Origin of the sequence: Pseudomonas sp. N040, from assembly GCF_015637705.1 — a bacterium.
GTDB lineage: Bacteria > Pseudomonadota > Gammaproteobacteria > Pseudomonadales > Pseudomonadaceae > Aquipseudomonas.
On sequence record NZ_JADOBE010000002.1, the window covers coordinates 392529 to 418236 of the forward strand.

Consider the following 25708-nt stretch of genomic DNA (forward strand, 5'->3'; position numbering starts at 1 on the left):
ACCCTGACTTCCAGCCACCCCACGGAGCCTCCATGACCCGCTCGTCCCTCCCCATGCGCCTGCTGCGCGCCGTGCTGGTCCTGCTCCTGCTTGGCGCCGTGGCGCTGCTGGCCGCCAGCCTCTGGCAACAGCGTGAACGCGTCAGCACGGATGAACTGCTGCAGCGCGCCAAAGCGCATGACGCGCGCATCGTCCGCGACACCTGGGGCGTGCCGCATATCTTCGGCAGCAAGGACAGCGACGTGGCCTTCGGCCTCGGCTATGCCCATGCCGAGGACGACTACGCGACCATTCAGGACGTCACGCTGGCCATCCGCGGCCAGCTGGCGATGAGCAAGGGCGCTGATGCAGCACCGGGGGATTACGTGGTCAGCCTGCTGAACATCTGGCCGACCGTCGAGCAGCGCTACGAGCGTGACCTGCCCGCCGATGTGCGCGCCGTAATGCAGGCCTACGCCGACGGCGTCAACCTGTTTGCCGCGCAGCATCCGCAGCAAGTCGCCGCGTCCGCCCTGCCGATGACCGGCCAGGACGTCGCCGCCGGCTTCCTGTTCAAGATGCCGCTGTTCTATGGCCTCGACAAAACCCTCAAGCAGGTGTTCGAGGGCCAGGTGCAACTGGTCAAGACCCCGACCGGCTCGAATGGCGTGGCCGTGGCACCGGGCCGTTCCAGCGATGGCGTGACCCGCCTGCTGGTCAACTCGCACCAGCCCTACACCGGCCCGGTGGCCTGGTACGAAGCAGTGCTGGAAAGTGGCGAAGGCTGGCATGTGGCCGGCGGCTTCTTTCCCGGCTCGCCGTTCCTCCTGCACGGCCACAATGAACACCTGGGCTGGGCCAACACGGTCAACGCGCCGGACCTGGTCGATGTCTACCAACTGACCAGCAACCCCGACAACCACGACCAGTACCGCCTCGACGGCCAGTGGCGCGACCTGCAGCAGTCCACCGCCTGGCTGTGGGTGAAACTCTGGGGGCCACTGTTAGTACCGGTGCCGAAAACCGTCTGGCGCTCCGAGCATGGCCCGGTACTGCGCACCGAACAGGGCGACTTCGCCCTGCGCTATGCCGGCATGGATGAAATCCGCGGCGGCCTGCAGGTCTACCGGCTGAACAAGGCGCGCAACCTGGCTGAATGGCAGGCCGCCATGGCCCTGCAGGCCATACCGGCGCTCAACTACATCTACGCCGATGACAGCGGCAATGTCGGTTATGTCTACAACGGCCTGTTCCCCGACCGCACAGCCGGCCCCGACTGGAACGGCGTGCTGCCGGGTGACCGCAGCGACCTGATCTGGCAAGGCTACCTGCCACCCGAGCGCGCCCCGCAACTGTGGAACCCTGCCTCCGGCTTTGTCTTCAACTCCAACGCCACGCCCTTCCATGCCAGCGAAACGGCTGACGACCTGCAGCCCGCCGACTTCGCAACCAGCATGGGCATCCAGACCAACATGACCAACCGCGCCCTGCGCATGCAGGAAACCTACGGCGCCGACCGTTCGATCAGCCGCGAGGAATTCCGCCAGTACAAGTACGACCTGACCTACAGCCAGCGTTCACTGACCAGCACAACCGTGCAGCAGATGCTCGCCCTAGAGGCCGGTGATGATGCCGAACTGCAGGCGGCGCAGGCGCAACTCAAACAGTGGAATCACCGCAGCGACCAGCCCAACCGCAGCACCGCGCTGGCGATGCTGGCCAGCACGCCGGTGGTACGCGCACAGGACGCCAGCCTGCCCGTGCCGGACCTGCGCGAGTCCCTGCTCGGCGCCGCCCGCACACTCCAGCAACACTTCGGCCGCCTCGACCCGCAGTGGGCCGAAGTCAACCGCATCCTGCGTGGCAAAACCGATCTGCCCATCGACGGCTCCTGGGACACCCTGCGCTCGGTCTGGGGCGAAGCCCAGCCCGACGGCACACTCAAGGCTGTGGCCGGCGACACCTACATCCTGTTCGTTGAATGGGACAAGCACGGCAAACTCACCAGCGACAGCATCCACCAGTTCGGCAGCGCCACCCTTGACGAGGAGTCACCGCACTACGCCGACCAGCTGCCACTGTTTGTCGAGATGAAGACCAAGCCGGTGTGGTTTACCCAAGAGCAGTTGGCCGGGCATATCGAGCGCGAATACCAGCCGGGGAAACCAATGATCGGTACGCGTTAATGCGCCACGCCGCGATTCACTTTCCCGCAAGAGTTCTGCTAGTGTCCTCCCTGCAGTAGCCAACACACCAATAAGAACAGGTACCTCACATGACTTACACGAAGAAGAGCAGTGCTAGCCCATCCGTCCTGAAGCTTGTCGCAGGCGCCATGCTGCTGACTGGCATCCAGCTGGCTCATGCAGAAACCAACGACTGGGAAGGCCCGTATGCCGGGATCGGCATGGGCGCCCGCTACACCGAGTACGACTGGAAAACCACCGACTACCAGACTCCGGACGGTGATCCGCTGGCGCTGAACGGCAGCACGCATGAAACACTCGATGACAGCGCCTTTCTCACCGACCTGTTTGTCGGCTACAACTGGAGCGTTTCCCCTGAAGTGATTCTGGGCCTTGAAGCGCATGCCAGCTATGCCCATAGCAGTGACACTCAGGATGTTCCTGGCGTTGACCTGGGCGGGCCGCCAGTCGATGGCTACACCAACGTCGAGGCCAAAACCAACTGGAGCGGCGACCTGCGCGGCCGCGCCGGCTATCTGGTGCAACCCGACATGCTGCTGTATGCCGCTGCCGGGGTAGCCTTCACCCAGCTGGACACCACTGTCACTTGCCCGGCCGACACCAACGTGTGCAACCCGGCCTTTGGCGAGATCAGCTACTCCGACTCGCAGAACGCCACCGGCTGGCTGGCTGGCGTCGGTTTCGAGGCCACTGTCAGCGACAACCTCACCGCGCGGATCGAATACCTCTACAGCGACTATGGCACCGTGGACATGGATGGCATCCCGGCCGTGGATAACCGCTCTTTTGGCTTCAATGGCGATGTGGACCTGACCAGTCAGTCCCTGACTGCGGGGCTCGCCTACCAGTTCTGAGCTGACTAAGCGAAGCAGCAAGGCCGGGCTCGCAAGACCCCGGCCTTTTTCATGGCGCTTCGCATTGTCTCGGGGAAGAATTGACGGCCAGAGACACAGGTAAATGGGCATTTGCCAAACACGCCTGAGCCCCGCTTTCATCGCGCACCCTGCTTTCTGTCCAAGCTAGGCTGTGGGCGCTGTCCAGAGCCTAGCCCCTTGATCCGTGCTCGGCGCATCCACCATACGCCCGCTCTTCCCGATGAACCTAAGAAAACCACCTTCACGCTGGTTTTCTTAGGCCTTCAATAATGCGGTGGCGGCGGCTCATCCTCGGCGATACCGAACTGGCCAAGCAGCTCTTCCTGCCGCCGGATCAGTGCGGTCATCTGCTGCTGGAGCAAATCGATGCTGCGTTGCTGGGCCACCACAACGTCATTCAGCGCCAGCAGGTTGTCATCCTGGAACGCCAGCCGGCTCTCCAGTTCGGTAATGCGCAGTTCAAGACTCATTGTTCAGCCTCCAGAAACTGGAAATTCCCGGTCAGTACCAGGCGCAGCTTTCGGCGGATCGCAGCGACCTCGTCTGCACTGTAGGGTACCGCCGGATGGCGCCCCCAGACCGCCGCCGGCCAGGCGGGATCGCTCTTGCGCCGCACAATCACATGCATGTGCAACTGGCTGACCATATTGCCCAGCGTGGCCACATTCATCTTGTCGGCGCTGAAGGTATCCTTGAGCACCTCGGCCAGCGCCGTGGTTTCCTGCCAGAGCAACTGCTGGTCGCCCGCATCCAGCTGAAACAGCTCGCAGACCTCCTCGCGCCGCGGTACCAGAATGAACCAGGGGTACTGGCGATCATTCATCAGCAACAGGCGGCACAGGGCAAAATCGCCCATCGGCAGGGTGTCCTGGGCAAGACGGGAATCCAGTACGAACATGGCGGGCTCCTGTGTCTGGGTCACTGCATCAAGCGCCAGCCAATCAGGATTGGCTGGCCGTTAGCGGCATTATTCCGGCAGCGCGTTCAGCTCGTACATCACCATCAGCGGCAGTGGCGGCTTGCCGAACTTGCCGAACCAGGCGTTGTAAATCTTCAGCACCTCGCCAGTACGGTACAGCTGGGCCAGCACCCGGTTTACCGCCTGCTTGAAGTCTGCGTCATTGCGCGGAACCACCAGCGCATAGGGCTCATAGGAGAAAGTCACCGGAGAGATGCTGACGCGCATGTCCTTGGACACGGAGGCCGCCAGACCGATGAGTACCGTCTGGTCCGCCGCGTAGGCGTCGATCAGGCCCTCGTTGAGCTGGCGCATGCCGTCCAGATGGGATTTGACCGGCACCATCTCGAAGGTGACCATGTTTTTCTGCATCCATGCCTGCAAGGCCTTTTCCGTGGTATTGCCGGCTACCACACCGATCTTTTTCCCGGACATGTCGGCCAGACTGCTGACCGCCTTCTCGCCCTTGACCAGGAAATTGGCGCCATCGACCCAGGTCATCAGGCTGAAATCGACCATTTTCTGCCGGGAAATCGTGTCGCTGCTGTTGCCGCACTCGATATCCACCTGCCCGCTGGCGACCATCTCGAAACGGTTTTCCGGGGTCAGCGGTACGTACTTCACCTCCAGTTTGGGCAGGTTCAGCTGCTGCTGGATACCCGCAGCGACGCGCTTGCACAGATCGATCGAGTAACCCATGACCTGGCCATTGGTATCGACAAAGGAAAACGGAATCGACTGGGTCTGGTGACCGATCAGGAGGGTTTTGGTGGCAGCAATCGATTTCAGCTTGCCGGTGAGTTCTTCAGCCAGTGCCGGGTTGGCCAGCAAACCGGCGAGCAGAGCTGCGGTGACGAGTCGTTTCATGTGCAGGCATTCCTTTTGATTATTGTGAGCCTCGGCTGCCGCCGGGAGGCGTGGCGAAGCATAGCCGGGGTCGCGACCCGCTTGCCATAGCGGATGCTGAAATCGCTACCGCGCATGACCCGGCACGCCGCCAAGCCCGCCCAAGACAGCCGTGGCCGGGCAGCTCAGCGCGGCAATCTGACCCTGACCAGCAGCCCGCCTGTCGGGGCATCGGCCAGCAGGATTTCGCCGGCATGCAGCTCGACGATGCGCTGCACGATCGACAGCCCCAGTCCTGCGCCCTGTCCGCTGCCCTGCCGGTAGAAGCGCTCGAAGAGTTTCTCGCGCTGGGCCTCGGGGACCCCCCCACCACTGTCCTCGACCAGCAACCAGATATTCTCCGTTTCAGCCCACAGGCTTACCTGGATCTGCCCGCCGGCCGGGGTGTGCTGTACGGCATTGCTGACCAGGTTCTGCAAGAGGATACCCAAGCTCGGCGCATCGGCACGCACGTGGTAGTTTGCCGACTCATCCAGCTCCAGCATCAATTCCTGCTGGCGATCCAGCGCCAGCGGGGTCAACTCGGCCAGCTCGCTGCGCAGGAACACCGCCAGATCGACATCCGCCATGGCCATCTGCACTGCCTTGGGTTCCAGGCGCGCCATGGTCAGCAGCTGCGCCACCACCCGCGTGGCCCGCTCAACGCCAAGTTCCAGCTGCTGCAATGCCGCCGCGCGATCATCCGCATCCGGCGCCTGCAGCGCGTTCTGCGCATGAATACGCAAGACCGCCAGCGGCGTACGCAGTTCGTGGGCGGCATCGGCGATAAAGCGCTTTTCCCGCCCCAGCAGATGATTGACCTGCAGCAGCAGCCGATTGAGCGCCGCATTCATCGGCTCCAGTTCGCGCGGCAGGGGCGCCAGCGTGAGGGGCTCCAGACTGTCCGGATCCCGGTGCCGGATCAGCTCGGCCATCTGCCGCAGCGGCCTGAGCCCTACACCGACCGCCATCCATACCAGAAAGGCGATCAGTGGCAGTCCAAAGATCTCGGTCATCAGGCTGCGCAGGACGATCTTCGCCACCAGCTCGCCGCGCACATCATCGCGCTCACCAACCAGGATCCAGAGATTCTTGCTCGATTCGTGCAGCATGAAGACACGCCAGCGGTACTCGCCCAAGGCGACATCATGGAAACCGGGCAGGTGCTCTGCCAGCGCCAATAGCGGCTGCTCAGGGCGGCGTGCAGTTTCCCGCGGCCCGGCACGCCCTACCTGGGACAGCAGCTTGTCCAGAAGCTGCTGCGGTGCCTGGGCGGATTCGAGCTGCACCGCACCCGCCTGGTCCAGCACCTGGAACGACAGTTTGCTCTCATAGGGATGACCGGCACCCTGTGCTTCCAACGCCGCGCCGTCTGCAGCCTGGTCAAGCGCCTGCTGCATCATCTGGCGAGTAGCTTCGGGCACGCCTCCCAGCAACATGCCTTCGAGCAGACGCGCCGACTGGGCCAGCCGGGCATCGAACAGTTCTTCGATTTCATGCTGCGCATCAAGGTAGCTCTTGTAGGTCAGCAGGCTGGTCGTCACCGTCAACAGCAACAGCACCAGCAGCAAGGTTCGGCCGCGGATCGAATCCATCAGAGCGCCTGCCTGTCGACCAGATAGCCGACACCGCGCACGGTGCGGATCAGCTCGGGAAAGAATTTCTTGCGCAAATGATGGATATGCACCTCCAGCGCATTGCTTTCGATTTCCTCGTCCCAGCCGTACAGCACCTGTTGCAGCTTGTCACGGGTGAGCACCCGGCCGGGTTGCGCCAGCAGTTCATGCAGCAAGAGGAACTCCTTGCGCGGCAGCGCCACCGGCTTGCCGCTGAAGGTGACCTCCATGCTGGTCGGGTCGAGGCTGATGCCGCGGTATTCCAGTAACGGCTGGGAACGGCCCAGGCTGCGCCGCAACAGGGCACGCAGACGGGCCTTCAGCTCGGCCAGATCAAACGGCTTGACCAGATAGTCATCAGCCCCGGCATCCAGCCCGGCAATCCGGTCTGCCGTGGCATCACGCGCCGTGAGTACCAGCACCGGCACCGGATTGGCTGCCGCACGCAAATGCTTGAGCACCTGCAAACCATCCATGCGCGGCAGGCCCAGATCGAGAACGACCAGGTCGAAGCTCTCGTTGCTCAGGGCATGCAGCGCACCGACGCCATCCTGCAGCCAGTCCACGGTATAGCCTTCGGGCTTCAAGGCCATGCGAATGCCTTCAGCCAGCGCCACATCATCTTCGACCAGCAGGATGCGCATGCCCTTCTCCCCGTCAGTCGAGTTCGGCCTGAACCTTGGCCAGCAACGCTTTCACTTCCGCCCGACGCCCTTCATCGGCGACTTCACGGCCAGGACGATCCGGCGCCGCCAGCGCCCTTTCCAGCACAACCCGGGCTTCCGAATAACGTTTTTCCTGGAACAGATAGTCGCCATAAAAATAGTTCGGATCTATGCCCTGCGGATTCATCGCCAGCGCTTTCTTCAGCAGCACCTCGGCCTGCTCATCGTCACCAAAGCCAACCGGCCAGCCGGGCACCTGATAATAAAGTGCGCCAAGACTGGTGTAGGCGGAACCATCCAGCGCCTGCGGATCCAGTTTGATGGCCTCCTCCAGACTGGCCTTGGCCTGCTTGACCAGATCCAGCGCCCCGAGCCCGCCCTTGGCGCCGGCATAGGTACTGAGGATGATGCCGCGCCAGATCATCAGTTCGGCAGCCGGATCATTGCGCACCATGCTGTCCGCTTGCGCAGCCAGCTTGGCGAAATCCTTTTCACGCTCGGCTTCAGGCACCTGGTAGTTGATTTCGGCCCAGCGGGTCTGCAACAACTTGAGGTTCTGCTGGCCACTTTCGCTCAGGGCCAGGGCGGGCAGACTCAACAGGCAGGCGCAAAGGATTAACAGGGAACGCAGCATGGACGAACTCCTTCAGTTTTTTGATTTGGCAAAGCGCTGGATAACCGGCAATTGTTTGCGCAGAGACTGGTCAACCAGTCCGGGCAAAAGACTGTTCAGCTTCACAAAGAGCTTCTCCGGCCAGCCCAGGTAGAGCTCCTCCCGCTCGCTCCGAATGGCCTGCATGACCTGTGCAGCGACGGCCAGTGGCTCATCCATGGTGACTTTCAGCTCATCATTCATGGCCACCACATTTTCTGCATTCATGCTGGTACGGGTGGCCCGCGGTGCAATGTACAGCACCTTGACCTGGGTATCGGCCAGTTCCCGGCGCAAGGCTTCGGAAAAACCACGCAGGGCAAACTTGCTCGCACAGTACGCGGCAAAGCCGGGATAACCGATCGAGCCGAAAATCGAGCCAATGTTCACCACCAGCCCGCGACTCTGCTGCCTCAGCAATGGCAGCAGGCGATGGGTCAGCTGCAGGGTAGCGGTGACATTCAGGTTGATCAGCGCGGCAATCGCCTCTTCATCGTGTTGCTCAAGCATGCTGAAGCTGTTCAGGCCCGCTGCGTTGATCAGGGTATTCACCCCACCAAAGCTGCGTGCGGCAGCCAGCACTGCTTCCCGCCCCTGGCGCTCGGCGATGTCCGCCACCACCACGTTGGCCTTGCCCGGGTAGCGGCTGGCGATTTTCTCCAGCCCTTCGGCGTTGCGCCCCACCAGTAGCAGATGGGCGCCGCTGGCGCAAAGGGTTTGCACCAGGGCCTGGCCTATTCCACCACTGGCACCGGTAACCACTACCCGGCAGTCTGAAAGTTGCATGTTGCTCTCCTTGAACGTGCCTCAGGCTGACAATGGCAGGCTGCGGAACATATCGCCGTACAGGCGGTAAACGACTTTGGCGGTATGCACCACCGCCGCCTTGTCTACCTCGTTATCCAGCTGATTCATCAGTTTCTTGAAAAACTCGACATGCCCGATATCCAGGCTGCCATGGGATGTCAGGTAACTGAACGCCTGGGCCGGCAAGCCCAGCTGACCCTTGATCAGCCCTGCCATCTGGGTTGCCAGCGCAATACTGGTGCCTTCCAGGACATGCACCATGCCAAAGAAACTCACCGGATTGTGGCGCTGGATACGGTCGTAGACGTAGCTGACCATCAGCTCCGTAGGCAGGTTCGGCGTAGCCGCCCGCACGGCATCGGCATCCGCCCCGCAGGCGCGGATATCATTGAGCACCCACTCCTGATGACCGAGCTCTTCCTCTATGTACTCGGCAACCGCCTCGCGCAGCCATTCCAGGCGCTCGGGCAGCCGCGAACCGCAGGCCATCAGCAACGGCGTGGTGTGCTTGACGTGGTGATAGGCCTGACTGAGAAAGGCTACATAACTGGGCAGGCTGACCGTACCGGTTATCGCCTGCTGGATGATCGGCGCACCCAGCAGATAGTCCCGCTCGGTGCTGGTCACTTGATTCAGTTCGTCAAAAAAATCCATTGATAACTCCTTAGACAACTTCGGCCGCCAGGCACTGTTCTATGGCGGATTGGTAATGTTCGGCCAGGGCCGCACGGCGCAGACGGCCATTGGCCGTGGCCAGGCCATTGGCGGCAGAAAAGGGTTCGGCCGCGCGCAGCCAGTGATGCACCCGGGCGTAATCCGGCAGGCGCTGGTTGACCTCGACAATCGCGCCGGCAATTTCGGCATCGGTGGTTGCGGCAAACCGCGCGACCACCACGGCGACGTTGGCCGGCAAGGCTTCACCGTGCAACCAGGTCTGGGCGATCGGCAATTGCTGCACCAGTTCGGACTCCACCCACTCGGGATTGACGTTGCGTCCGAATGCCGTGATGAACTGGTGCTTCTTGCGCCCGTGCAGCACCAGAAAATCACCCTCGAAGTGTCCCAGATCGCCGGTCGCCAGCCATTCGCCAGTCAGTGCCGGCTCACCGACATAACCGAGCATCCGTGCGCCTTTGACCAGCACCTCGCCATCTGCTGCCAGTTGTACGGCTACATGTTGCAGCGGCTGACCGACGCTGCCGGGCTGACGCTTTCCCGGAGCGTTAAGGCAAACCACCGACGCGCACTCGGACAGGCCATACCCTTCATACACCGGCAGCCCCAGCGCTTCGGCACGCGCCAGTAGCTGCGGCGCGACCCGCCCGCCACCTACGGCAATGAAACGCAGCGACTGCGGCAGTGGCAGACCGCGCTCCGCCGCCGTAACCAGCGCCAGCAGTAGCTGCGGCAGCAGGATCAGGCTGTTTGGCTGCACCCGGTTGAGACTGCCGAGAAAACTCGGCAGATCAAACTGGCTGGCGCCGCGCAGGCCAATCTGTGCCATCGGTGCCAGCTCGATGCAGGCACCGGCCATAAGCGGCGCATACACGCCGGCGATGTTCTCCAGCAGGGTTGCCAGCGGCAGCACGCATAAATGCTTTTCCACCCGGCACGGCAGGCTGGCCTGCCAGAGACTGCGCGCCACGCGCAACTGGATATCGGCATCCAGGCAAACCCCTTTGGGCTGCCCGGTGGTTCCCGAGGTGTAGGTAATCTTTAGCGTGCCTTCCGGAAGGTCGGGCACCCGAGCAGGTAGCCGCTGAAAAATTCCCGGCAGCGACTCGTTGAAGCCCCACTGTTTATACAAGGCAGGCTCCGTCGCAATCAGACTGTCGACGCCCGCGCTATCCAGCACATGCTGCTGCTGATCCGGGGAAAAGAAACCGGGCAGCGGGACACAGACAACCCCCGCACGCAGTGCCGCCAGATCCCAGAGCACCCAGTCGATCCCATTGTCCAGAGCCAGCCCCAGGCGCCGCGCCCCAGCCTGATGCAGCCTCTGCACACGCGCACCGATTTGGGCCAGCAAACCAGCGTAATCAAGACTGGTATTCGCCTCGACCAGCGCCGGACGACCACTGTATTGCTGCAATGCGTCGAAAAACTGCTCAAGCACAGGCGACATGGTGCATTCCATCCGCCGTGTACAGGGCTTCAAGCCCCAGACGCTGGTACAGCCCGCTATTCAGCAGGCGCTGATGCCCACCCATGATGTCGCCAGCCATGACCTGCGGCTTGGTAGCGTAATAGCTGCCCCAGTCAGCCTGCTCTTCACCCAGGCACTGCGGACTGGCCTCGCCCAGCGACAACGGACTCAATCCGAGTCGCTGAAAACTGTTGATCAGCATTGGCGTGCCGGTGAAGCTGATCCAGCGAAATCCTTGAGCCACCAGCAATTCGGTCAGTGCCACGATCAGCAGGCGTGCACTGCCCGGCGCCAGCGTCCCCAGATTGCCTACTTCGACAATTTCGTTACGATTCAGCACACGACCGTTACGCAACGCTATTTCCTGCTCAATCGGCCGCTCAAGGTAACGTTCCAGAAACAGTGGCCCGGAGGCCGCACTGCGCAAACCGACCGCGCCACGCAAGGTGCCGGCGCTATCGACAAGTGCCAGCAGGCAAGGCATGAAGTGTTGGATATGCGCGCCATAGTGTTCAAAAAAACGTTCACGGATAAAATCTTCTACCGCGATTCGGGATTTATGGCCCGAATTCTGCTTAACCAGATGCAACGTAAGCGCGGGATCACGCCCGATACGGACCAGCGCTTCGGTTTGTTGCTTCCACAACTGTTCCATGGGGACGACACCTTGTTGAGTCAACATGGTTGTCAATATGGGCAGCCAACCTTAAAGCCTGCTTAAGATTGGCGGGCTGATTGCAGAAAGTCTGTAAAAAAAGACAAAATGCTCAGCGATTCACGACACGCCCTGTGAAAAATTTGTAAGATTCGACCGGTAATTCTCGCGTTAAAGAACATCCTGCTATAAAGTTTGACCGACATAATTAGTAATAGTGCTGACCACTCAACAAGATAAGTTGATGCAGCGATCCATTCAAAACCAAAGGAGCAATCCCAATGCAAGTGATGAAGTGGAGCGTAATGGCTCTGGCAATTGCCGCAGCAACCTCGCAAATGGCCTATGCCGATGAACAAGACGACGCAACGCCTGCCGAAGAGAACATCTCCAGCCAGGCTGCATCCAATGGCTTCATTGAAGACGCCGACCTCACCCTGCTGAACCGCAACTTTGCGTTCTACCGCAACTTCAACCATGGCGCCGACGATCAGAACTATCGCAATGAGTGGGCCCATGGCTTCATGACCACCTTCACCTCCGGCTTCACCCAGGGCGTGATCGGTTTTGGCGCTGACGCTTTCGGTCAGGTTGGCCTGAAACTGAACAGCGGCGAAGGCACCGGCGGCACCGGCCTGCTCCCGGTTGATGGCAGCAATCCGGAGAAGGGTCAGGACGAATACGGCCTGGCTGGCGGCGCCGTGAAAGCCCGCGTTTCCGAAACCGTACTGGCCTTCGGCCAGCAGCGTCCGGAAAGTCCGGTTTTCGCTACCGGTGACAGCCGCCTGCTGCCTTCATGGGCAACCGGCACCACACTGGCCAGTGATGAAATCACCGACCTGCATATCCAGGGCGGTCACTTCTACTCCGGCAGCGGTTCGGCCAGCACCAACCAGGATGGTGAGCTGAGCACCGTTTACGGCGGCACTGACTTCAATACTGCTGACTACATCGGCGGCGACTACACCTTCAACGACAACCTGAGCATGGGTCTGCACGCGTCCAAGTACGAAGACCTGTGGAATCAGTACTACGCTGACCTGTACCACACCTTCAGCTTCAGCGACGACGTATCGCTGTCGACCAGCCTGAACTACTACAACACTCAGGACACTGGCGACGCCAACGGGGGCGAGATCAGCAACAACACCTACAGCGCGGCCTTTGCCCTGGCTGTTGGCGCGCAGACCTTCACTCTGGCTCACCAGCGCGTGAATGGCGATACGCCGTTTGACTACCTGAACGCAGGCGGCTCCGACGGCAACTCGATCTGGCTGGCCAACTCGGTTCAGTACTCCGACTTCAATGCTCCGGGCGAGAAGTCCTACCAGGCTCGCTATGACCTGGACATGACCACCCTGGGCGTCCCAGGCCTGAGCTTCATGGCTCGCTACATCACCGGTAGCGGCGGCAATGGCACCGACGCTGATGTCAATGGCGCTTACAACAGCGTTGTTGATGGCCCGCTGTATGGCCACGGTGGTGACGAGTGGGAACGCGACCTGGAAGTCAAGTATGTGGTGCAGGAAGGCGCGGCCAAGGATCTGTCCTTCCGTGTCCGTCAGGCCACCTGGCGTTCGAACAACTCGTACTTCTCTGGCGGCGAAGACTTCTCCACCGGTCTTGACGAAGTTCGTATCATCACCGAGTACCCGCTGGACATCCTGTAAGTCCTGTTTAAGTACTTGGCTCCATGAAAAAACCCGGCATCCGCCGGGTTTTTTCATTTCCGAGCGGGATCAAACCGGCGAAACGTTAGTCCCGGCCACCGGCACCAGCGCCATCTGCCGCCTGTACGCGCCGTAACCGGCACCGTACAATGCCCAGCCTATCCCAGCCTTCGCCAACGACAAGCGGCCCACCATGCGTACCAGTCAGTATCTGCTGTCCACCCTCAAGGAAACCCCCTCCGATGCCGTAGTGATCAGCCATCAGTTGATGCTGCGCGCCGGCCTGATCCGCAAGCTGGCCTCCGGCCTTTACACCTGGCTGCCGATGGGACTGCGCGTGCTGCGCAAGGTCGAAGCTATCGTGCGGGAAGAAATGAATGCCGCCGGTGCGCTGGAAATCCTCATGCCGGGCATCCAGCCGGCCGAGCTCTGGCAGGAGTCCGGCCGCTGGGAACAGTACGGCCCGGAACTGTTGCGCATGAAGGACCGGCACCAGCGCGACTTCTGCGCCGGCCCGACCCACGAGGAAGTGGTCACCGACCTGGCGCGCAACGAACTGAACAGCTACAAGCAGCTGCCGCTCAATCTGTTCCAGATCCAGACCAAGTTCCGCGACGAGATCCGCCCACGCTTCGGCGTCATGCGCGGCCGCGAGTTCATCATGAAGGATGCCTATTCCTTCCATGCCGACCAGGCTTCCCTGCAGGAAACCTACGAGCGCATGCACCAGGCCTACTGCAACATCTTTACCCGCCTGGGCCTGAACTTCCGCCCGGTGCAGGCCGACACCGGCTCGATCGGCGGCACCGGTTCCCATGAGTTCCATGTACTGGCCGAGTCCGGTGAAGACGACATCGCCTTCAGCGACAGCTCCGATTACGCTGCCAACATCGAGAAGGCCGAAGCCATTCCGCGCGAAAGCCAGCGCGCGGCAGCCACCGAAGAACTGCGTCTGGTCGATACCCCGGATGCCAGGACCATCGACGAACTGGTCAGCCAGTTCGGCCTGGCCATCGAAAAGACCATCAAGACCCTGGTGGTGAGAGGCGCGAAGGAAGGCAGCCTGGTTGCCCTGATCGTGCGCGGCGACCATGAACTCAACGAGATCAAGGCCGCCAACCATGAACTGGTCGCCAGCCCGCTGGCATTTGCCAGCGAGACGGAAATCCGTGACACCATCGGCGCCGGACCAGGCTCACTGGGCCCGCTGAACCTGCCGATTGACTGCGTGATCGATCGCTCGGTCGCACTGCTCAGTGACTTCGCTGCCGGCGCCAACCTCGACGGCAAGCATTACTTCGGCCTGAACTGGGAGCGTGACCTGCCGCTGCCGGCGATTGCCGACCTGCGCAACGTGGTGGCCGGTGATCCGAGTCCGGATGGCCAGGGCAGCCTGGTGATCAAGCGCGGCATCGAAGTCGGGCACATCTTCCAGCTCGGCACCAAGTACAGCCAGGCCCTCAACTGCCAGGTGCTGGGCGAGAATGGCAAGCCGATCATCCTGACCATGGGCTGCTACGGCATCGGTGTATCCCGCGTGGTCGCCGCCGCCATCGAGCAGAACAACGACGAACGCGGCATTCGCTGGCCAGCCGCGCTGGCGCCCTACCAGATCGCTCTGGTGCCCCTGAAGTACGAAACCGAGGCCGTCCGCGAAGCTACGGACAAGCTGTATGCGCAGCTGACGGCTGCCGGCTACGAAGTGCTGCTGGATGACCGCGACAAGAAGACCAGCCCCGGCGTTAAATTCGCCGACATGGAGCTGGTCGGCATTCCGCACCGCATCGTGGTCAGCGACCGCGGCCTCAACGACGGCAAGCTGGAGTACAAGGGCCGCGACCAGGCCGAAGCGCAGGTTCTGCCAGTGGCGGATATCCTCGCGTTCATTGCGCAACGCATTCAGGGCTGAGTCACGCCATGCATCTGCCTCCTGTATTCCTGCGCCTTGCTCCAGCCCTTTGCGCCGCCCTGCTGCTGAGTGCCTGCGCCAATCACTTGCCGCAGCGCAGCGAGCATGAAGCCCGCGCCGAGCGCAAATTGCTCGACCACAGCCTGCAGATCGATGCCGCAGCAGACAAGCCGCTGGAATTGCCGCAGCGGCGGATCAGCATCTACGAACAGCAGACCTTCGAAGTAACCGACTTTGAAGTCACCCGCATTTACGATCGCTATACGCCTTATCAGGCCTGGCGCGAGGTGTATGAAATTCCTGCCGGCGCGGTTGCCGTGGTCGCTGGCGTCGGGGCTAACGTGGTCAACGTGGTGGCACTGGGCAATGTTCCGCAAGCCGCAACGCGCGGCTGGATCGAGTACGGCATGGCCGGCCTCAACCCGATCATGAATGTGCAATCCAATGGCCGTGCCGAACAGAATCTGGCTTCCCTGAAGGAAGAGCAGACTGGCCAGCACAAGGAGCAGATCAGCCTGCCCTGGAAGGAGAAGCAGGTACTGGTCAATGCGGGCACGCGCAGCCACGAACTGACCACGGATCGCAAAGGCTACCTCTACCTGAACCTGCTCGATGGCACGCTGGCCGAACAGGACCTGAGCCGTGTCGACCAGCTGGTCGTGATAGCCGAAGACCCGCTCGACGGCACCCGCCAGGAAGTCACCCTGACCATCAGCAAGGCGCTGCGCGGCAAACTGAAAGAAGCCCATGCGCTGATCTTCAGCAACCTTGAAAATGATGACGTTTCGCAATGGGTCTACCGGGTCAATCGTCTCTCCCAACTGGGCTTCGAGGACGAGGCCAGTGAACTGGAGCAAAGCCTGATCGAACTGACGCGCAATGACCCGGAACTGCAGGACGAGTTCCTGCAGGCATTGAAGAAGGATGCCGGCCGACTGGCCGCAGACCCCGGCGCCCAGCCCTGAGCGGCTAAGGCTGCTGTTCGCGCAACTCAGCCAGCTGGGCCGCCAGCCCTGCGGCGGTCTGTTCGCCCAGTAGCTGCTTCTGCAGCCGGCCGTGCGGATCAACGATAAAGGTAACCGGCAGCCCCCCGCTGCGCGGCAACTGCAGGCGGGCCGCCGGATCCTCTGCCAGCACGGTGAAGCCGATGGCGAACGCCTGGATCGCCGCCTGCAGCGCGTCACCCTGCAAGCCGTCGTAATTGACCCCGAGCACACGCACATTCTGCCCCTTGAGCTGCTCGGCAAGCAGATTCAGTTCGGGAATCTCCTTGCGACAGGGCGGACACCAGTCAGCCCAGTAATTGATCACCAGCCACTGGCCTTCGATACTCGCAGCCGGAACCTTCTGCCCATGCTGATCCGGACCAAAATCCTCGGCACAGCCGCTCAGCAAGAACAGCAACAGGCAAGCCCGCAAGAGCACCAGGAGTTGCACGCGCATGTCTTTGCTCCCTAAGCGTCCGCAGCTGCTGTGAATCATGAGGTTACCCAACTCACCGGATAAAACACCAGCCGCTGCCAGTCAGTTTCCAGCCTGAACCGGTGGCTCCTGCTTGTGTTCAAGCCATTGCGCGAGGCTGCCGGCAAACAGGGCCTGCTGATCCTCATGCAGCACCGCCAGTGCCGACCGCACTGCCGGATACCAGGGCTCATCGAGCTGCTCCGGCAAGCTTTCCGGTGCGGGTAACGGCCATGGGCAACGCTGCAGCAGCCGGGACAGGCTGTAATTGTTCAGATCACGGCTGAGCAGCCACTGCTCTGCCCCGTAGCGGCAGACCAGCTTTTCGCGCTCGAGAAAGTCCAGCATATCCCGCCACTCATCATCGGCCAGTGCCCAGCCGGCCTTGTCCAGCCGGGCAAGAGTGACGCCCAGCCCGGCCTGCTGCCGCTCATGCATGACGCGCAGTATCCCCAGCAGGGTCAACAGCCTGGGTAGCCGGCGCTGGCGGGACGGCCTGGAGTAGGACAGGCTGCAGACCAGCTCCGCCCCGAACAGAATGATCAGCCAGCACAGGTAGATCCACAGCAGGAACAAAGGCACCGCAGCAAAGGCGCCATAGATCAGCTCATAGTTGGGAAACAGGCCGACATAGGTACCGAACAACTGCTTGGCGGCCTCGAACAGAACAGCCGCAAACAGCCCTCCGGTCAGCGCGTGGCGCAAGGGAACCCGGGTATTGGGTACCGTGGCGTAGATCAGGGTGAATGCAGCAAGGCTGCACAGCAGCGGCAGCATACCCAGCATGGCTGCTGCACCAGGCAACGGATGCGGCCCGGAAAGCAGGGAGAAGGAAGCAATGTAGGTGCTCACGGCAAAGCCGGCGCCCAGCAGCAAGGGGCCGAGACTCAGAATCGCCCAGTACAGCAGGAAACTCGGCACCCCACGCCGGGGCCGGCGAATGTGCCAGATCACATTGAAGGCATGTTCGATATTGAGCAGCATCAGAAATGCCGTGATCGCCAGCGCCAGAATGCCTGCCCAGGTCAGGTGACGCGCCTGCAGGCTGAAGCCTTGCAGGTACTCCTGCACCGCGGCACCGGTAGAAGGCACGAAATTGCTGAAGATGAAGCTCTGAATCTGCCCACCCATGCCATGGAAGAACGGAATCGCCGATAGCACGGAAAAGGTCACCGTCATCAGCGGAACCACGGCAAACAGGGTGGTATAGGTAAGCGCTGCCGCACTGCTGACGCCGCGATGGGCCACGAAGCGCTCGCAAAGCCCGGCCCAGAAATGCAGGTACTGTTTAACGGTGTGCAGCATCAAAACTCCCTGTCCAACCGACTGGCTGTTGGCGAAAAAACGACAAATTGTACGCGTCATTCCGGTCAGAGCGAGCGGCTGAGGTTAGAATAGCCGCCTTACTGAACCACCTGCGACCGACCATGACCGAGCTGACCTTCTATCACAACCCGCGCTGCTCGAAATCCCGCAGCGCGCTCGAACTCATCGAATCCCGCGGCCTGCAACCGCGGATCGTGCGCTACCTGGAAACACCGCCGAGCGCCGCGGAACTGCGCGAACTGTTGCACAAGCTGGGGATCAGCGCCCGGCAGCTGCTGCGCAGCGGCGAGGACGAGTACAAGGCCCTCAACCTGGCAGACAGCACGCTCAGCGAGGCCGCCCTGCTCGATGCCATGCTCAGCCATCCCAAGCTGATGGAACGGCCGATCCTGGTAGCCGGCGACCGTGCGGTGATCGGTCGCCCGCCGGAAAAAGTCCTGGAGCTCCTGCCGTGAGCCTGCCTTACATTCTGGTGCTGTATTACAGCCGGCATGGCGCTACGGCCGAGATGGCCCGGCAGATTGCCCGGGGTGTCGAACTCGGCGGCGTGGAAGCGCGGCTGCGGACAGTACCCGCCGTGTCCAGCGAGTGCGCGCAGGTCGCAGCGGAAATTCCAGCCGAAGGGGCGCTGTACGCCAGCCTCGATGACCTCAAGCACTGTGCCGGCCTGGCGCTGGGCAGCCCGACACGCTTTGGCAACATGGCCGCACCGCTGAAGTTCTTTCTCGACGGCACCAGCAGCCTGTGGCTCAGCGGCGCGCTGGTCGGCAAGCCCGCCGGCGTGTTCACCTCGACGGCCAGCCTGCATGGCGGCCAGGAAAGCACCCTGCTGTCGATGCTGCTGCCGTTGCTGCACCACGGCATGCTCGTCAGCGGCCTGCCCTACAGCGAATCCGCCCTGCTCGAAACCCGTGGTGGCGGAACGCCCTACGGCCCCAGCCACCATGCCGGGGCCGACGGCAAGCGTGCGCTGGACAGCCACGAAGCACACCTCTGCCGCGCGCTGGGCCAGCGCCTGGCCAGCCTTGCCCTAGCACTGGAGAAAAGCCGTGGCTAAGCCCGCCAAACCCTTGCCAGCCATCGCCTGGCTGGAACCCCGCGTGCAGCTGACCCGGGCCGTCAGCCTGGCCTGCTTTGCCGCCCTGGCGGCGCTGCTGCTGATCTGGAACCTGATCTTCGCCGACCTGCATGGGGCACGCACCTGGGTAGTGCTGGCCATCGAACTGGTGCCGCTCGCCCTGCTCGCGCCGGGGATGCTCGCGGGCAATCCGCGCACCCATGCCTGGTGCTGCTTCGTGGTCAACCTGTACTTCATCCAGGGCGTGCTGGGTGCCTTCGACCCCAACCGCATGCTCTACGGCTGGCTGCAGTCGATCCTCAGCGTCACGCTGTTCTGCGTGGCGCTAATGTACACGCGCTACCGCTTCCAGTACGACCGCAAGCTGGGCGGCGAGTAAACAGCAGGCCGCTTACCAGCCCAGGGTTTCCTTGAGAAACGGGATGGTCAGCTTGCGCTGCGCCTGCAACGAGGCCTGATCCAGCTGCTCGAGCAGCTCGAACAACGCACTCATGCTGCGCGTGCCACGATTGAGGATGAACGCGGCGACCTCGTCGGAGAGTTGCAGGCCCCGCCGCGAGGCGCGCAACTGCAAGGCATGCAGCTTGTCCGCCTCGGCCAGTTCGCGCATCTGGAAGACCAGTGCCTGACTCAGGCGTGACTGCAGGTCCGCCAGCTTCAGCGGCAATTCCCGCGGCGCCGCACTGGCGCTGAGCAACAGGCGCTGGCCACTGTCGCGCAGGCGATTGAACAGGTGGAACAGCCCCTCCTCCCAATCCTCGCGCCCGGCCACGGCATCCAGATCGTCGAGGCAGACCAGTTCGCAGTACTCCAGGCCATCCAGCAATTGCGGGCCATGCTCGACCAGTTCGGCCAGCGGCAGGTAAACCGCCGGCTGGTCGAACTGCTCGAGCTGCAGGCAGGCCGCCTGCAACAGGTGGCTACGCCCCACCCCGGCGTTGCCCCACAGGTAGATCAGGCTTTCGGTCCAGCCAGCGTCGGCCTGGCAGAGCCGCTCGACATACCCCAGCGCCACGGCATTGCTGCCGGGATAATAGTTTTTGAAGGTGGCGTCATCACGCAGACGCACCCCCAGGGGCAACTGGATCGGTTTCATTCGGGCTCGCGTGGAGGTTCAGGGGCCGTTGCCGGCTCCCGATACAGGTCGGAAAGCTTATACAAGTCGTTGGCATGGCGCAGCAGGACCATGATCACGGCAGCCGCCGGCAGCGCCAGCAGGATGCCGACAAAGCCAAACAGCTGGCCACCGGCCAGAATCGCAAAGATCACCGCCACCGGATGCAGGCCGATACGGTCACCGACCAGCATCGGTGTCAGCAGCATGCCTTCCAGCAACTGTCCCAGGCCAAACACCAGCGCCACCCCCAGCAGGGGATAAAGCTCCATGCCGCCATGCTGGAAAATCGCAGCGATGACCGCCGCGCTGCTGCCGATGATGAAGCCCATGTACGGCACGATACTGGCGAGACCGGCGAGCAGGCCGACCAGCAAACCCAGGTCCAGACCGACAATCGACAACCCGCTGGCGTAGATCAGTCCAAGCGCCAGCATTACCAGCAACTGGCCGCGAATGAACGCCCCGAGCACGGCATGGCATTCGCCAGCCAGGCGAACCAGCAGCGGCTCCAGGCGCCGCGGCAACAGTGCACGCACCTTCACTACCAGGCGATCCCAGTCGCGCAGCAGATAGAAGCCGACCACCGGCACCAGCAGCACATCGGTCAGCCAGCCCAGCAAGGCGCGCCCGGAAGCGGATGCCTGGCCCAGCAGCAGCCCGAGAATGTCGCCAGTCTGTCCGACATGCCCGGACAGCGCCTTCTTCACCTGATCCAGGCGCCAGAAGCCTTCCGGCAGCCCAAGCTGCACCTGCACCCAGGGCAAGGCGCGCTGCTGCAGCCAGTCGAGCACCTGCGGGGTCACCTCGTACAGGCGCACCAGCTGGCGGCCCAGCAGCGGCACCAGCACCAGCAGCAGGAGCAGCAGAAGCAGGCTGAAGGCAGCAAATACCAGGATCACCGCGGTGCTACGCGAAAGCTTCAGGCGCTGCAGCCGGTCGACCAGCGGGTCCCCGAGGTAGGCCAGCAGCATGGCCAGCAGGAACGGCGACAGAATCGGCGTCAGCAGGTACAGCAGCCAGCCGCCCAGCAGCACGGCAAGTATCCAGGGCCAGCGGAGGTTCTGCGTCATTGGCTGAATTTCCTCCCCTCGCTAATGAATTTCGCCATCCAGACCCGCGTGTAATCAGCACCACTGGCCAGGGTAACCAGCAATACCAGCCACTGCAGCATCGACTGAACCTCGCCGAATGCCGGATAAATGCTCAGCGCCAGCAACAGCGTCAGCACCAGGACTATCTGCAACAGGGTGGACAGCTTGCCGAGCAGGCTGGGGCGCACCTGGAAAGGCCCGCGCAGGTAACGGTAAACAGCCGCACCGCCGACCAGCAGCAGATCGCGGCCGAGCACCATCAGGGTCAGCCAGAGGGGCAGCTGGCCGACGATGGTCAGGCAGACATAACTGCTCACCAGCAGCAGCTTGTCCGCCAGCGGATCCACTATCGAGCCAAAGCGGCTGACCCAGCCATAGCGGCGGGCCAGAAAGCCGTCGAGGGCATCCGAAGCCGCGGCCAGGGCGAAGCAGACAAGCGCCAGTGCATACTGGGCATCCAGCAGAAACCGGGCAATCGGCACGGTCATCAGCAACCGCAGCACCGTCAGCAGATTGGGTAATTGACGCAGGATCGGCATAGTCGGCCTCAGGGCCCGTCGGTTACCAACTGAACGTCAGCACGTCCGGCCTCGGCACAACCGGCACAAGCGGCGCACCGGGCACCTGCTGCGGATCGGTCGACAATGGGCTGAGGGGAGCAACGGGCTGAGCCGGAATGGCGCTGACCTCGCGCAACTGACCCAGCGCCAATTGCGCGCGCAGCTGTTCGGGACTGGCATTCAGCTGATAGGTCAGGTTGGCGCCCTGCGCCTGAAGCAGGCGCGCGGCGAAAGGCTTGAGCAGGCGCTCCAGCTCGGCGTAGCGCGCCAGATCAGTCCCCTGCACCACCAGCGTCAGGGGTTGCGCCGCGCCCGGGGCAATGATGAAACGCGGCGCCAGACGCAGACTGACGGCCAGCATCACTTCATCGGCCAGCGCTGCCGGGTCGACTGCCTCGGCCGCACCCTGTTCGCTGCCGTCCTCCAGCCACAGGCGCCATTGCGCCTGCCACTTGCCCTCGACAGCACTGGTTGTCACGCCCAGCAGGGCATCCGCGGCGTAGCGCTGGGAAACCGGCAACAGCGCATCGGCGCGAGCAGCCGCCAGATTTTCCGGGGTGGCTGCCAGCTGCTCCTGCAGGTCAGCCAGCGGCAGGCTCACCGGCAGGCCCCGATTTTGCGCCGCCGCCTGTACCGGCAGGGCCTGCTCAGAACCGTCACCCACCAGGCTGGAGCTCCCGTCGACCTCGTTCAGCCACCAGACCAGCAGCAACGGCCGATTGGCGCCCCACAGCGGCAGGCCGGCCTGGCGCAGGCGACTTTCGGTGGTCAGGGGGTCGAAATCCACCACCAGCACGCTGCCTTCGACACCAAACTGGCTGATCAGTTGCTGGGGATCCTTGTGCAATTCGGCAACCGCCGCCGATTGCAGGATCGCCGGATCGCCGGTCAGGCGGACAATCAGGGTGTCCAGCGCACGATTCAGCGCCGCCGTGCGCTCTTCCGGCTGCTGGCCGGGAACGGCCGTGCGCACCTGATAGAGCCCGCTGGTCTGGGCCGCAAGGGCCGGCAGGCTGAGGGCAGAAAGGGCACAAACAAGCAGGCAGGTGATCAGGCGCATCAGATTCTCTGGGGAGGTAGGGCTGAAGAAAGGCCTATACCTTAAACAGCCGCCCCGCCCCCGGCAACCTTTGCCGCAGCGAGGCCGGCTGCAATCCCCCATAAATCGCAGATTGGCAGGCAAAAGCGCCCCTGGTGCAAGGGCCGTCGACATGCACCGATGGCCGCCCAGCCCCAAGCCTGATAAAATCGCGCCCCTTCACAGACAGCCACAATGACCCGGCTGCCTTCCCGAATTCCTTCCCTACAAGGCCTTGGCGCATGAGCAAGCAACCCTCCATCAGCTACAAAGACGCCGGTGTGGACATCGACGCCGGTGAAGCCCTGGTCGAACGCATCAAGGGCGTGGCCAAGCGCACTGCCCGTCCGGAAGTCATGGGCGGCCTAGGCGGCTTCGGCGCCCTCTGCGAAATCCCCGCCGGCTACAAGCAGCCGGTGCTGGTGTCCGGCACCGACGGCGTCGGCACCAAGCTGCGCCTGGCGCTGAACCTGAACAAGCACGACAGCATCGGCCAGGACCTGGTGGCCATGTGCGTGAATGACCTGGTGGTCTGTGGTGCCGAGCCGCTGTTCTTCCTCGACTACTACGCCACCGGCAAGCTCAATGTCGACGTTGCCGCCACTGTGGTCACCGGCATCGGTGCCGGTTGCGAGCTGGCCGGCTGCTCCCTGGTCGGTGGCGAAACCGCCGAGATGCCGGGCATGTACGAAGGTGAAGACTACGACCTGGCCGGCTTCTGCGTCGGCGTGGTGGAAAAGGCCGAGATCATCGACGGTTCGAAGGTCGCCACTGGCGACGCGCTGATCGCCCTGCCCTCCTCCGGCCCGCACTCCAACGGCTATTCACTGATCCGCAAGATCATCGAAGTCGCTGGCGCCGATATCGCCAGCGAACAGCTGGATGGCAAGCCACTGGCCGAACTGCTGATGGCGCCCACGCGCATCTACGTCAAGCCGCTGCTCAAGCTGATCAAGGACACCGGCGCGGTCAAGGCTATGGCCCACATCACCGGCGGCGGCCTGCTCGACAACATTCCGCGCGTGCTGCCGGAAGGCGCCCAGGCCATCGTTGACGTCGCCAGCTGGCAGCGCCCGGCGGTATTCGACTGGCTGCAGGCCAAAGGCAACGTCGACGAGCACGAGATGCATCGGGTGCTCAACTGCGGTGTCGGCATGGTCATCTGTGTTGCCCAGGATCAGGTGGCTGCCACCCTTGCCAGCCTGCGCGACAGCGGCGAGCAGCCCTGGGTGATCGGCCAGATCGGCATGGCTGCTGCCGGCGCCGCCCAGGTCCAGCTGAACAACCTGAAAGCCCACTGATGACGGCAAGCTGCAATGTGGTGGTGCTGATCTCCGGTTCCGGCAGCAACCTGCAGGCGTTGATCGACAGTTGCGGGCCTGACAATCCGCTACGGATCAGCGCGGTCATCTCCAACCGCGCCGATGCCTACGGGCTCAAGCGCGCCGCTGCTGCCGGGATTCCGACGCAAACCCTGGATCACAAGCTGTTTGCCGACCGGGAAAGCTTCGACCGCGCGCTGATTGAAAGCATCGACGGCTTCGGGGCCGAACTGGTGGTACTCGCCGGCTTCATGCGCATCCTCAGTAGCGGCTTTGTCCGCCACTATGCCGGTCGCCTGCTGAATATCCATCCGTCGCTGCTACCCAAGTTCAAGGGTCTGCATACCCACCAGCGCGCCCTTGACGCCGGCGAAAGCGAACATGGCTGCAGCGTGCACTTCGTCACCGAGGAACTTGATGGCGGGCCGGTGGTCGTACAGGCTGTATTGCCCATAACCAGCAGCGATAGCGCAGAAAACCTGGCGCAGCGCGTCCATACTCTGGAACACCGGATCTACCCACTGGCGGTGCGCTGGTTTGCCGAAGGGCGCTTGCGCCTCGGCCGCTCCGCTGTCGAACTCGATGGCCAGCCACTACCCGCCTGCGGCCAGCAAATACGCAACTAGGAGAGACCCATGCGTCGCGCTCTATTGTTCTGCCTTGCCCTGCTCAGCCTGTCGGCCCAGGCGTTCGAACTGCAGCCCTTCACCGCCAGCTATACCGCCGACTGGAAGCAGTTGCCGATCAGCGGCAGCGCCGAACGCAACCTCAAGGCACTGGGCAATGGCCGCTGGGAGCTCGACTTCGAAGCCTCGATGCTGGTCGCCAGCCTCAGCGAAGTCAGTGTCCTGACCCTGGAAAACGATACCTTCCTGCCAGTCTCCTACCGCTTCAAGCGTGGCGGCATGGGCAAGAGCAAGGAAATCGAACTGGACTTCGACTGGCAACAGAAACAGGTGATGGGCACTGATCGCGACCAGTCCATTCACCTGCCGCTGAATCGCGGCCTGCTCGACAAGTCCACCTATCAACTGGCCTTGCAGCATGATGTGGCTGACGGCAAGACCAGCATGAGCTATCAGGTGGTCGACGGTGACGAGATCGACACCTACGACTTCCGCGTGCTGGGCGAGGAGCGCGTGCGCACCAAGGCCGGCCTGATCGACGCGATCAAGGTCGAGCGCGTGCGTGACCCGACCAAGAGCAACCGCAAGACGGTGCTGTGGTTCGCCAAGGACTGGGACTTCCTGCTGGTGCGCCTGCATCAGGTAGAGAAGGACGGCAAGGAATACCAGATCATGCTCAAGCAGGGCGAAGTCGCCGGCCGCCAGGTTCAGGGCAAGGCCGAGTAATTCCCGCGCGCTAGCCGTGGCCATTGCGGCGACCCGTCTGCCGGACCACCGACAATACCCGGCCAGCCACCCAGGCGGTGCCGGCGTGCGTCACCAGCACGACTGCAGCCGCGGGCCCAGATGCCAATGACGCCGCCTGCAGCGCGCAAAAGCCCGCACGCAGACGACAATGGCGCGGCAGCCACGCGCTGGCACCATGCCTCGCACAGACAAAAAAAGATCCCGCACGCCATGCGTGCGGGACCTTGTTTGATCAGCTACTCGACCGGCTGTCGGCAGACCCGATAACCGCGCAAAAC

The 25708-nt window shown here is 62.7% G+C and carries 27 protein-coding genes; 11 read left to right on the forward strand and 16 right to left on the reverse strand.

Annotated features, from left to right (window positions below):
- The first annotated feature begins 32 nt into the window (after positions 1 to 32).
- Positions 33 to 2165 carry an acylase gene (locus ISX93_RS04710; protein WP_219840988.1) on the forward strand — a complete coding sequence of 711 codons (2133 nt, stop codon included), beginning with the start codon at positions 33 to 35 and terminating at the stop codon, positions 2163 to 2165.
- Between the two features lie 89 nt (positions 2166 to 2254).
- Positions 2255 to 3040, forward strand: coding sequence for an outer membrane protein (locus ISX93_RS04715; RefSeq protein ID WP_195777548.1), 786 nt, complete (start codon positions 2255 to 2257; stop codon positions 3038 to 3040).
- 284 nt (positions 3041 to 3324) lie between these two features.
- Here ISX93_RS04715 and ISX93_RS04720 read toward each other — a convergent pair whose 3' ends face one another.
- The 10 genes from ISX93_RS04720 to ISX93_RS04765 form a co-directional block, all read right to left on the reverse strand.
- Positions 3325 to 3531, reverse strand: a complete 207-nt coding sequence (locus tag ISX93_RS04720) for a SlyX family protein (RefSeq protein WP_195777549.1) — start codon at positions 3529 to 3531, stop codon at positions 3325 to 3327.
- Entirely contained in the window at positions 3528 to 3959 is a 432-nt protein-coding gene (locus ISX93_RS04725) for an HIT domain-containing protein (protein WP_195777550.1), read from the reverse strand. The genes ISX93_RS04720 and ISX93_RS04725 overlap by 4 nt, the downstream gene beginning before the upstream one ends.
- Positions 3960 to 4028: 69 nt before the next feature.
- Positions 4029 to 4886: an amino acid ABC transporter substrate-binding protein gene (locus tag ISX93_RS04730; protein WP_195777551.1), complete on the reverse strand. Its 858-nt coding sequence runs from the start codon at positions 4884 to 4886 to the stop codon at positions 4029 to 4031.
- A gap of 164 nt (positions 4887 to 5050) precedes the next feature.
- Positions 5051 to 6499 carry an ATP-binding protein gene (locus tag ISX93_RS04735; protein ID WP_195777552.1) on the reverse strand — a complete coding sequence of 483 codons (1449 nt, stop codon included), beginning with the start codon at positions 6497 to 6499 and terminating at the stop codon, positions 5051 to 5053.
- Positions 6499 to 7164 carry a response regulator gene (locus tag ISX93_RS04740; protein WP_195777553.1) on the reverse strand — a complete coding sequence of 222 codons (666 nt, stop codon included), beginning with the start codon at positions 7162 to 7164 and terminating at the stop codon, positions 6499 to 6501. Before ISX93_RS04740 ends, ISX93_RS04735 begins: the two co-directional genes overlap by 1 nt.
- Positions 7165 to 7177: 13 nt before the next feature.
- Complete coding sequence (locus ISX93_RS04745) at positions 7178 to 7816, reverse strand: tetratricopeptide repeat protein (protein ID WP_195777703.1); 639 nt, start codon at positions 7814 to 7816, stop codon at positions 7178 to 7180.
- A 15-nt stretch (positions 7817 to 7831) separates the two neighbouring features.
- The gene (locus ISX93_RS04750; RefSeq protein WP_195777554.1) at positions 7832 to 8623 is read right to left on the reverse strand and encodes an SDR family oxidoreductase; all 792 of its coding nucleotides are present in this window, start codon (positions 8621 to 8623) and stop codon (positions 7832 to 7834) included.
- A gap of 21 nt (positions 8624 to 8644) precedes the next feature.
- Complete coding sequence (locus ISX93_RS04755; RefSeq protein ID WP_195777555.1) at positions 8645 to 9298, reverse strand: TenA family transcriptional regulator; 654 nt, start codon at positions 9296 to 9298, stop codon at positions 8645 to 8647.
- Positions 9299 to 9308: 10 nt separating this feature from the next.
- Complete coding sequence (locus ISX93_RS04760) at positions 9309 to 10769, reverse strand: AMP-binding protein (protein ID WP_195777556.1); 1461 nt, start codon at positions 10767 to 10769, stop codon at positions 9309 to 9311.
- On the reverse strand, positions 10753 to 11445 hold the full coding sequence (locus tag ISX93_RS04765) for a thermostable hemolysin (RefSeq protein WP_195777704.1): 693 nt from the start codon (positions 11443 to 11445) through the stop codon (positions 10753 to 10755). Before ISX93_RS04765 ends, ISX93_RS04760 begins: the two co-directional genes overlap by 17 nt.
- A 281-nt stretch (positions 11446 to 11726) precedes the next feature.
- Between ISX93_RS04765 and ISX93_RS04770 the strand changes: the two genes are divergently transcribed.
- The 3 genes from ISX93_RS04770 (at position 11727) to ISX93_RS04780 (ending at position 15989) form a co-directional block, all read left to right on the forward strand.
- Positions 11727 to 13115: an OprD family porin gene (locus ISX93_RS04770; RefSeq protein WP_195777557.1), complete on the forward strand. Its 1389-nt coding sequence runs from the start codon at positions 11727 to 11729 to the stop codon at positions 13113 to 13115.
- Between the two features lie 193 nt (positions 13116 to 13308).
- Positions 13309 to 15024 (forward strand): proline--tRNA ligase, encoded by a 1716-nt coding sequence (locus tag ISX93_RS04775; RefSeq protein ID WP_195777558.1) that lies wholly within the window; start codon positions 13309 to 13311, stop codon positions 15022 to 15024.
- 8 nt (positions 15025 to 15032) lie between these two features.
- Positions 15033 to 15989 (forward strand): hypothetical protein, encoded by a 957-nt coding sequence (locus ISX93_RS04780; protein ID WP_195777559.1) that lies wholly within the window; start codon positions 15033 to 15035, stop codon positions 15987 to 15989.
- A 4-nt stretch (positions 15990 to 15993) separates the two neighbouring features.
- Here the strand turns inward: ISX93_RS04780 and ISX93_RS04785 are convergent, their stop codons facing one another.
- Both ISX93_RS04785 and ISX93_RS04790 read right to left on the reverse strand, forming a co-directional pair.
- Positions 15994 to 16467 (reverse strand): TlpA disulfide reductase family protein, encoded by a 474-nt coding sequence (locus ISX93_RS04785; protein WP_195777560.1) that lies wholly within the window; start codon positions 16465 to 16467, stop codon positions 15994 to 15996.
- 81 nt (positions 16468 to 16548) lie between these two features.
- The gene (locus ISX93_RS04790) at positions 16549 to 17790 is read right to left on the reverse strand and encodes a YihY family inner membrane protein (RefSeq protein WP_195777561.1); all 1242 of its coding nucleotides are present in this window, start codon (positions 17788 to 17790) and stop codon (positions 16549 to 16551) included.
- A gap of 122 nt (positions 17791 to 17912) precedes the next feature.
- Between ISX93_RS04790 and arsC the strand changes: the two genes are divergently transcribed.
- The 3 genes from arsC to ISX93_RS04805 are packed head-to-tail and all read left to right on the forward strand — an operon-like array spanning position 17913 to position 19268.
- Positions 17913 to 18266, forward strand: coding sequence for an arsenate reductase (glutaredoxin) (gene arsC / locus ISX93_RS04795; protein ID WP_195777562.1), 354 nt, complete (start codon positions 17913 to 17915; stop codon positions 18264 to 18266).
- The gene (gene wrbA / locus ISX93_RS04800; protein WP_195777563.1) at positions 18263 to 18868 is read left to right on the forward strand and encodes an NAD(P)H:quinone oxidoreductase; all 606 of its coding nucleotides are present in this window, start codon (positions 18263 to 18265) and stop codon (positions 18866 to 18868) included. The genes arsC and wrbA overlap by 4 nt, the downstream gene beginning before the upstream one ends.
- A complete protein-coding gene (locus ISX93_RS04805) occupies positions 18861 to 19268 on the forward strand; it encodes a DUF2069 domain-containing protein (protein ID WP_195777564.1) in 408 nt (135 codons plus the stop codon). Before wrbA ends, ISX93_RS04805 begins: the two co-directional genes overlap by 8 nt.
- Before the next feature lie 12 nt (positions 19269 to 19280).
- Here ISX93_RS04805 and hda read toward each other — a convergent pair whose 3' ends face one another.
- From hda to ISX93_RS04825, 4 genes are read right to left on the reverse strand one after another with little or no spacing between them, the layout of a single operon-like run.
- Positions 19281 to 19985, reverse strand: a complete 705-nt coding sequence (hda, locus tag ISX93_RS04810) for a DnaA regulatory inactivator Hda (protein ID WP_195777565.1) — start codon at positions 19983 to 19985, stop codon at positions 19281 to 19283.
- Positions 19982 to 21076, reverse strand: coding sequence for an AI-2E family transporter (locus ISX93_RS04815; RefSeq protein WP_195777566.1), 1095 nt, complete (start codon positions 21074 to 21076; stop codon positions 19982 to 19984). The genes hda and ISX93_RS04815 overlap by 4 nt, the downstream gene beginning before the upstream one ends.
- Positions 21073 to 21636: a CDP-alcohol phosphatidyltransferase family protein gene (locus ISX93_RS04820; protein ID WP_195777567.1), complete on the reverse strand. Its 564-nt coding sequence runs from the start codon at positions 21634 to 21636 to the stop codon at positions 21073 to 21075. Before ISX93_RS04820 ends, ISX93_RS04815 begins: the two co-directional genes overlap by 4 nt.
- 22 nt (positions 21637 to 21658) lie before the next feature.
- On the reverse strand, positions 21659 to 22717 hold the full coding sequence (locus tag ISX93_RS04825; RefSeq protein ID WP_195777568.1) for a DUF2066 domain-containing protein: 1059 nt from the start codon (positions 22715 to 22717) through the stop codon (positions 21659 to 21661).
- A gap of 260 nt (positions 22718 to 22977) precedes the next feature.
- Between ISX93_RS04825 and purM the strand changes: the two genes are divergently transcribed.
- Genes purM through ISX93_RS04840 form a run of 3 tightly spaced genes read left to right on the forward strand, consistent with a single transcriptional unit; the run spans position 22978 to position 25409 of the window.
- The gene (purM, locus tag ISX93_RS04830; protein WP_195777569.1) at positions 22978 to 24036 is read left to right on the forward strand and encodes a phosphoribosylformylglycinamidine cyclo-ligase; all 1059 of its coding nucleotides are present in this window, start codon (positions 22978 to 22980) and stop codon (positions 24034 to 24036) included.
- Positions 24036 to 24683, forward strand: a complete 648-nt coding sequence (gene purN / locus ISX93_RS04835) for a phosphoribosylglycinamide formyltransferase (protein WP_195777570.1) — start codon at positions 24036 to 24038, stop codon at positions 24681 to 24683. Before purM ends, purN begins: the two co-directional genes overlap by 1 nt.
- A gap of 9 nt (positions 24684 to 24692) precedes the next feature.
- Positions 24693 to 25409, forward strand: a complete 717-nt coding sequence (locus tag ISX93_RS04840) for a DUF3108 domain-containing protein (protein ID WP_195777571.1) — start codon at positions 24693 to 24695, stop codon at positions 25407 to 25409.
- The last annotated feature ends 299 nt before the right edge of the window (positions 25410 to 25708 follow it).

What these genes read in the sequence shown, in the direction of transcription:
- ISX93_RS04820 (WP_195777567.1), bottom strand. Translation starts at nt 21,636, where the DNA reads ATGCCGATCCTGCGTCAATTACCCAATCTGCTGACGGTGCTGCGGTTG.
- ISX93_RS04760 (WP_195777556.1), bottom strand. Translation starts at nt 10,769, where the DNA reads ATGTCGCCTGTGCTTGAGCAGTTTTTCGACGCATTGCAGCAATACAGT.
- ISX93_RS04725 (WP_195777550.1), bottom strand. Translation starts at nt 3,959, where the DNA reads ATGTTCGTACTGGATTCCCGTCTTGCCCAGGACACCCTGCCGATGGGC.
- hda (WP_195777565.1), bottom strand. Translation starts at nt 19,985, where the DNA reads ATGAAACCGATCCAGTTGCCCCTGGGGGTGCGTCTGCGTGATGACGCC.
- ISX93_RS04840 (WP_195777571.1), top strand. Translation starts at nt 24,693, where the DNA reads ATGCGTCGCGCTCTATTGTTCTGCCTTGCCCTGCTCAGCCTGTCGGCC.
- ISX93_RS04780 (WP_195777559.1), top strand. Translation starts at nt 15,033, where the DNA reads ATGCATCTGCCTCCTGTATTCCTGCGCCTTGCTCCAGCCCTTTGCGCC.
- ISX93_RS04740 (WP_195777553.1), bottom strand. Translation starts at nt 7,164, where the DNA reads ATGCGCATCCTGCTGGTCGAAGATGATGTGGCGCTGGCTGAAGGCATT.
- ISX93_RS04735 (WP_195777552.1), bottom strand. Translation starts at nt 6,499, where the DNA reads ATGGATTCGATCCGCGGCCGAACCTTGCTGCTGGTGCTGTTGCTGTTG.
- ISX93_RS04790 (WP_195777561.1), bottom strand. Translation starts at nt 17,790, where the DNA reads ATGCTGCACACCGTTAAACAGTACCTGCATTTCTGGGCCGGGCTTTGC.
- ISX93_RS04710 (WP_219840988.1), top strand. Translation starts at nt 33, where the DNA reads ATGACCCGCTCGTCCCTCCCCATGCGCCTGCTGCGCGCCGTGCTGGTC.
- ISX93_RS04785 (WP_195777560.1), bottom strand. Translation starts at nt 16,467, where the DNA reads ATGCGCGTGCAACTCCTGGTGCTCTTGCGGGCTTGCCTGTTGCTGTTC.
- ISX93_RS04775 (WP_195777558.1), top strand. Translation starts at nt 13,309, where the DNA reads ATGCGTACCAGTCAGTATCTGCTGTCCACCCTCAAGGAAACCCCCTCC.
- ISX93_RS04815 (WP_195777566.1), bottom strand. Translation starts at nt 21,076, where the DNA reads ATGACGCAGAACCTCCGCTGGCCCTGGATACTTGCCGTGCTGCTGGGC.
- ISX93_RS04730 (WP_195777551.1), bottom strand. Translation starts at nt 4,886, where the DNA reads ATGAAACGACTCGTCACCGCAGCTCTGCTCGCCGGTTTGCTGGCCAAC.
- purM (WP_195777569.1), top strand. Translation starts at nt 22,978, where the DNA reads ATGAGCAAGCAACCCTCCATCAGCTACAAAGACGCCGGTGTGGACATC.
- ISX93_RS04715 (WP_195777548.1), top strand. Translation starts at nt 2,255, where the DNA reads ATGACTTACACGAAGAAGAGCAGTGCTAGCCCATCCGTCCTGAAGCTT.
- ISX93_RS04825 (WP_195777568.1), bottom strand. Translation starts at nt 22,717, where the DNA reads ATGCGCCTGATCACCTGCCTGCTTGTTTGTGCCCTTTCTGCCCTCAGC.
- ISX93_RS04755 (WP_195777555.1), bottom strand. Translation starts at nt 9,298, where the DNA reads ATGGATTTTTTTGACGAACTGAATCAAGTGACCAGCACCGAGCGGGAC.
- ISX93_RS04750 (WP_195777554.1), bottom strand. Translation starts at nt 8,623, where the DNA reads ATGCAACTTTCAGACTGCCGGGTAGTGGTTACCGGTGCCAGTGGTGGA.
- ISX93_RS04765 (WP_195777704.1), bottom strand. Translation starts at nt 11,445, where the DNA reads ATGGAACAGTTGTGGAAGCAACAAACCGAAGCGCTGGTCCGTATCGGG.
- arsC (WP_195777562.1), top strand. Translation starts at nt 17,913, where the DNA reads ATGACCGAGCTGACCTTCTATCACAACCCGCGCTGCTCGAAATCCCGC.
- ISX93_RS04770 (WP_195777557.1), top strand. Translation starts at nt 11,727, where the DNA reads ATGCAAGTGATGAAGTGGAGCGTAATGGCTCTGGCAATTGCCGCAGCA.
- purN (WP_195777570.1), top strand. Translation starts at nt 24,036, where the DNA reads ATGACGGCAAGCTGCAATGTGGTGGTGCTGATCTCCGGTTCCGGCAGC.
- ISX93_RS04720 (WP_195777549.1), bottom strand. Translation starts at nt 3,531, where the DNA reads ATGAGTCTTGAACTGCGCATTACCGAACTGGAGAGCCGGCTGGCGTTC.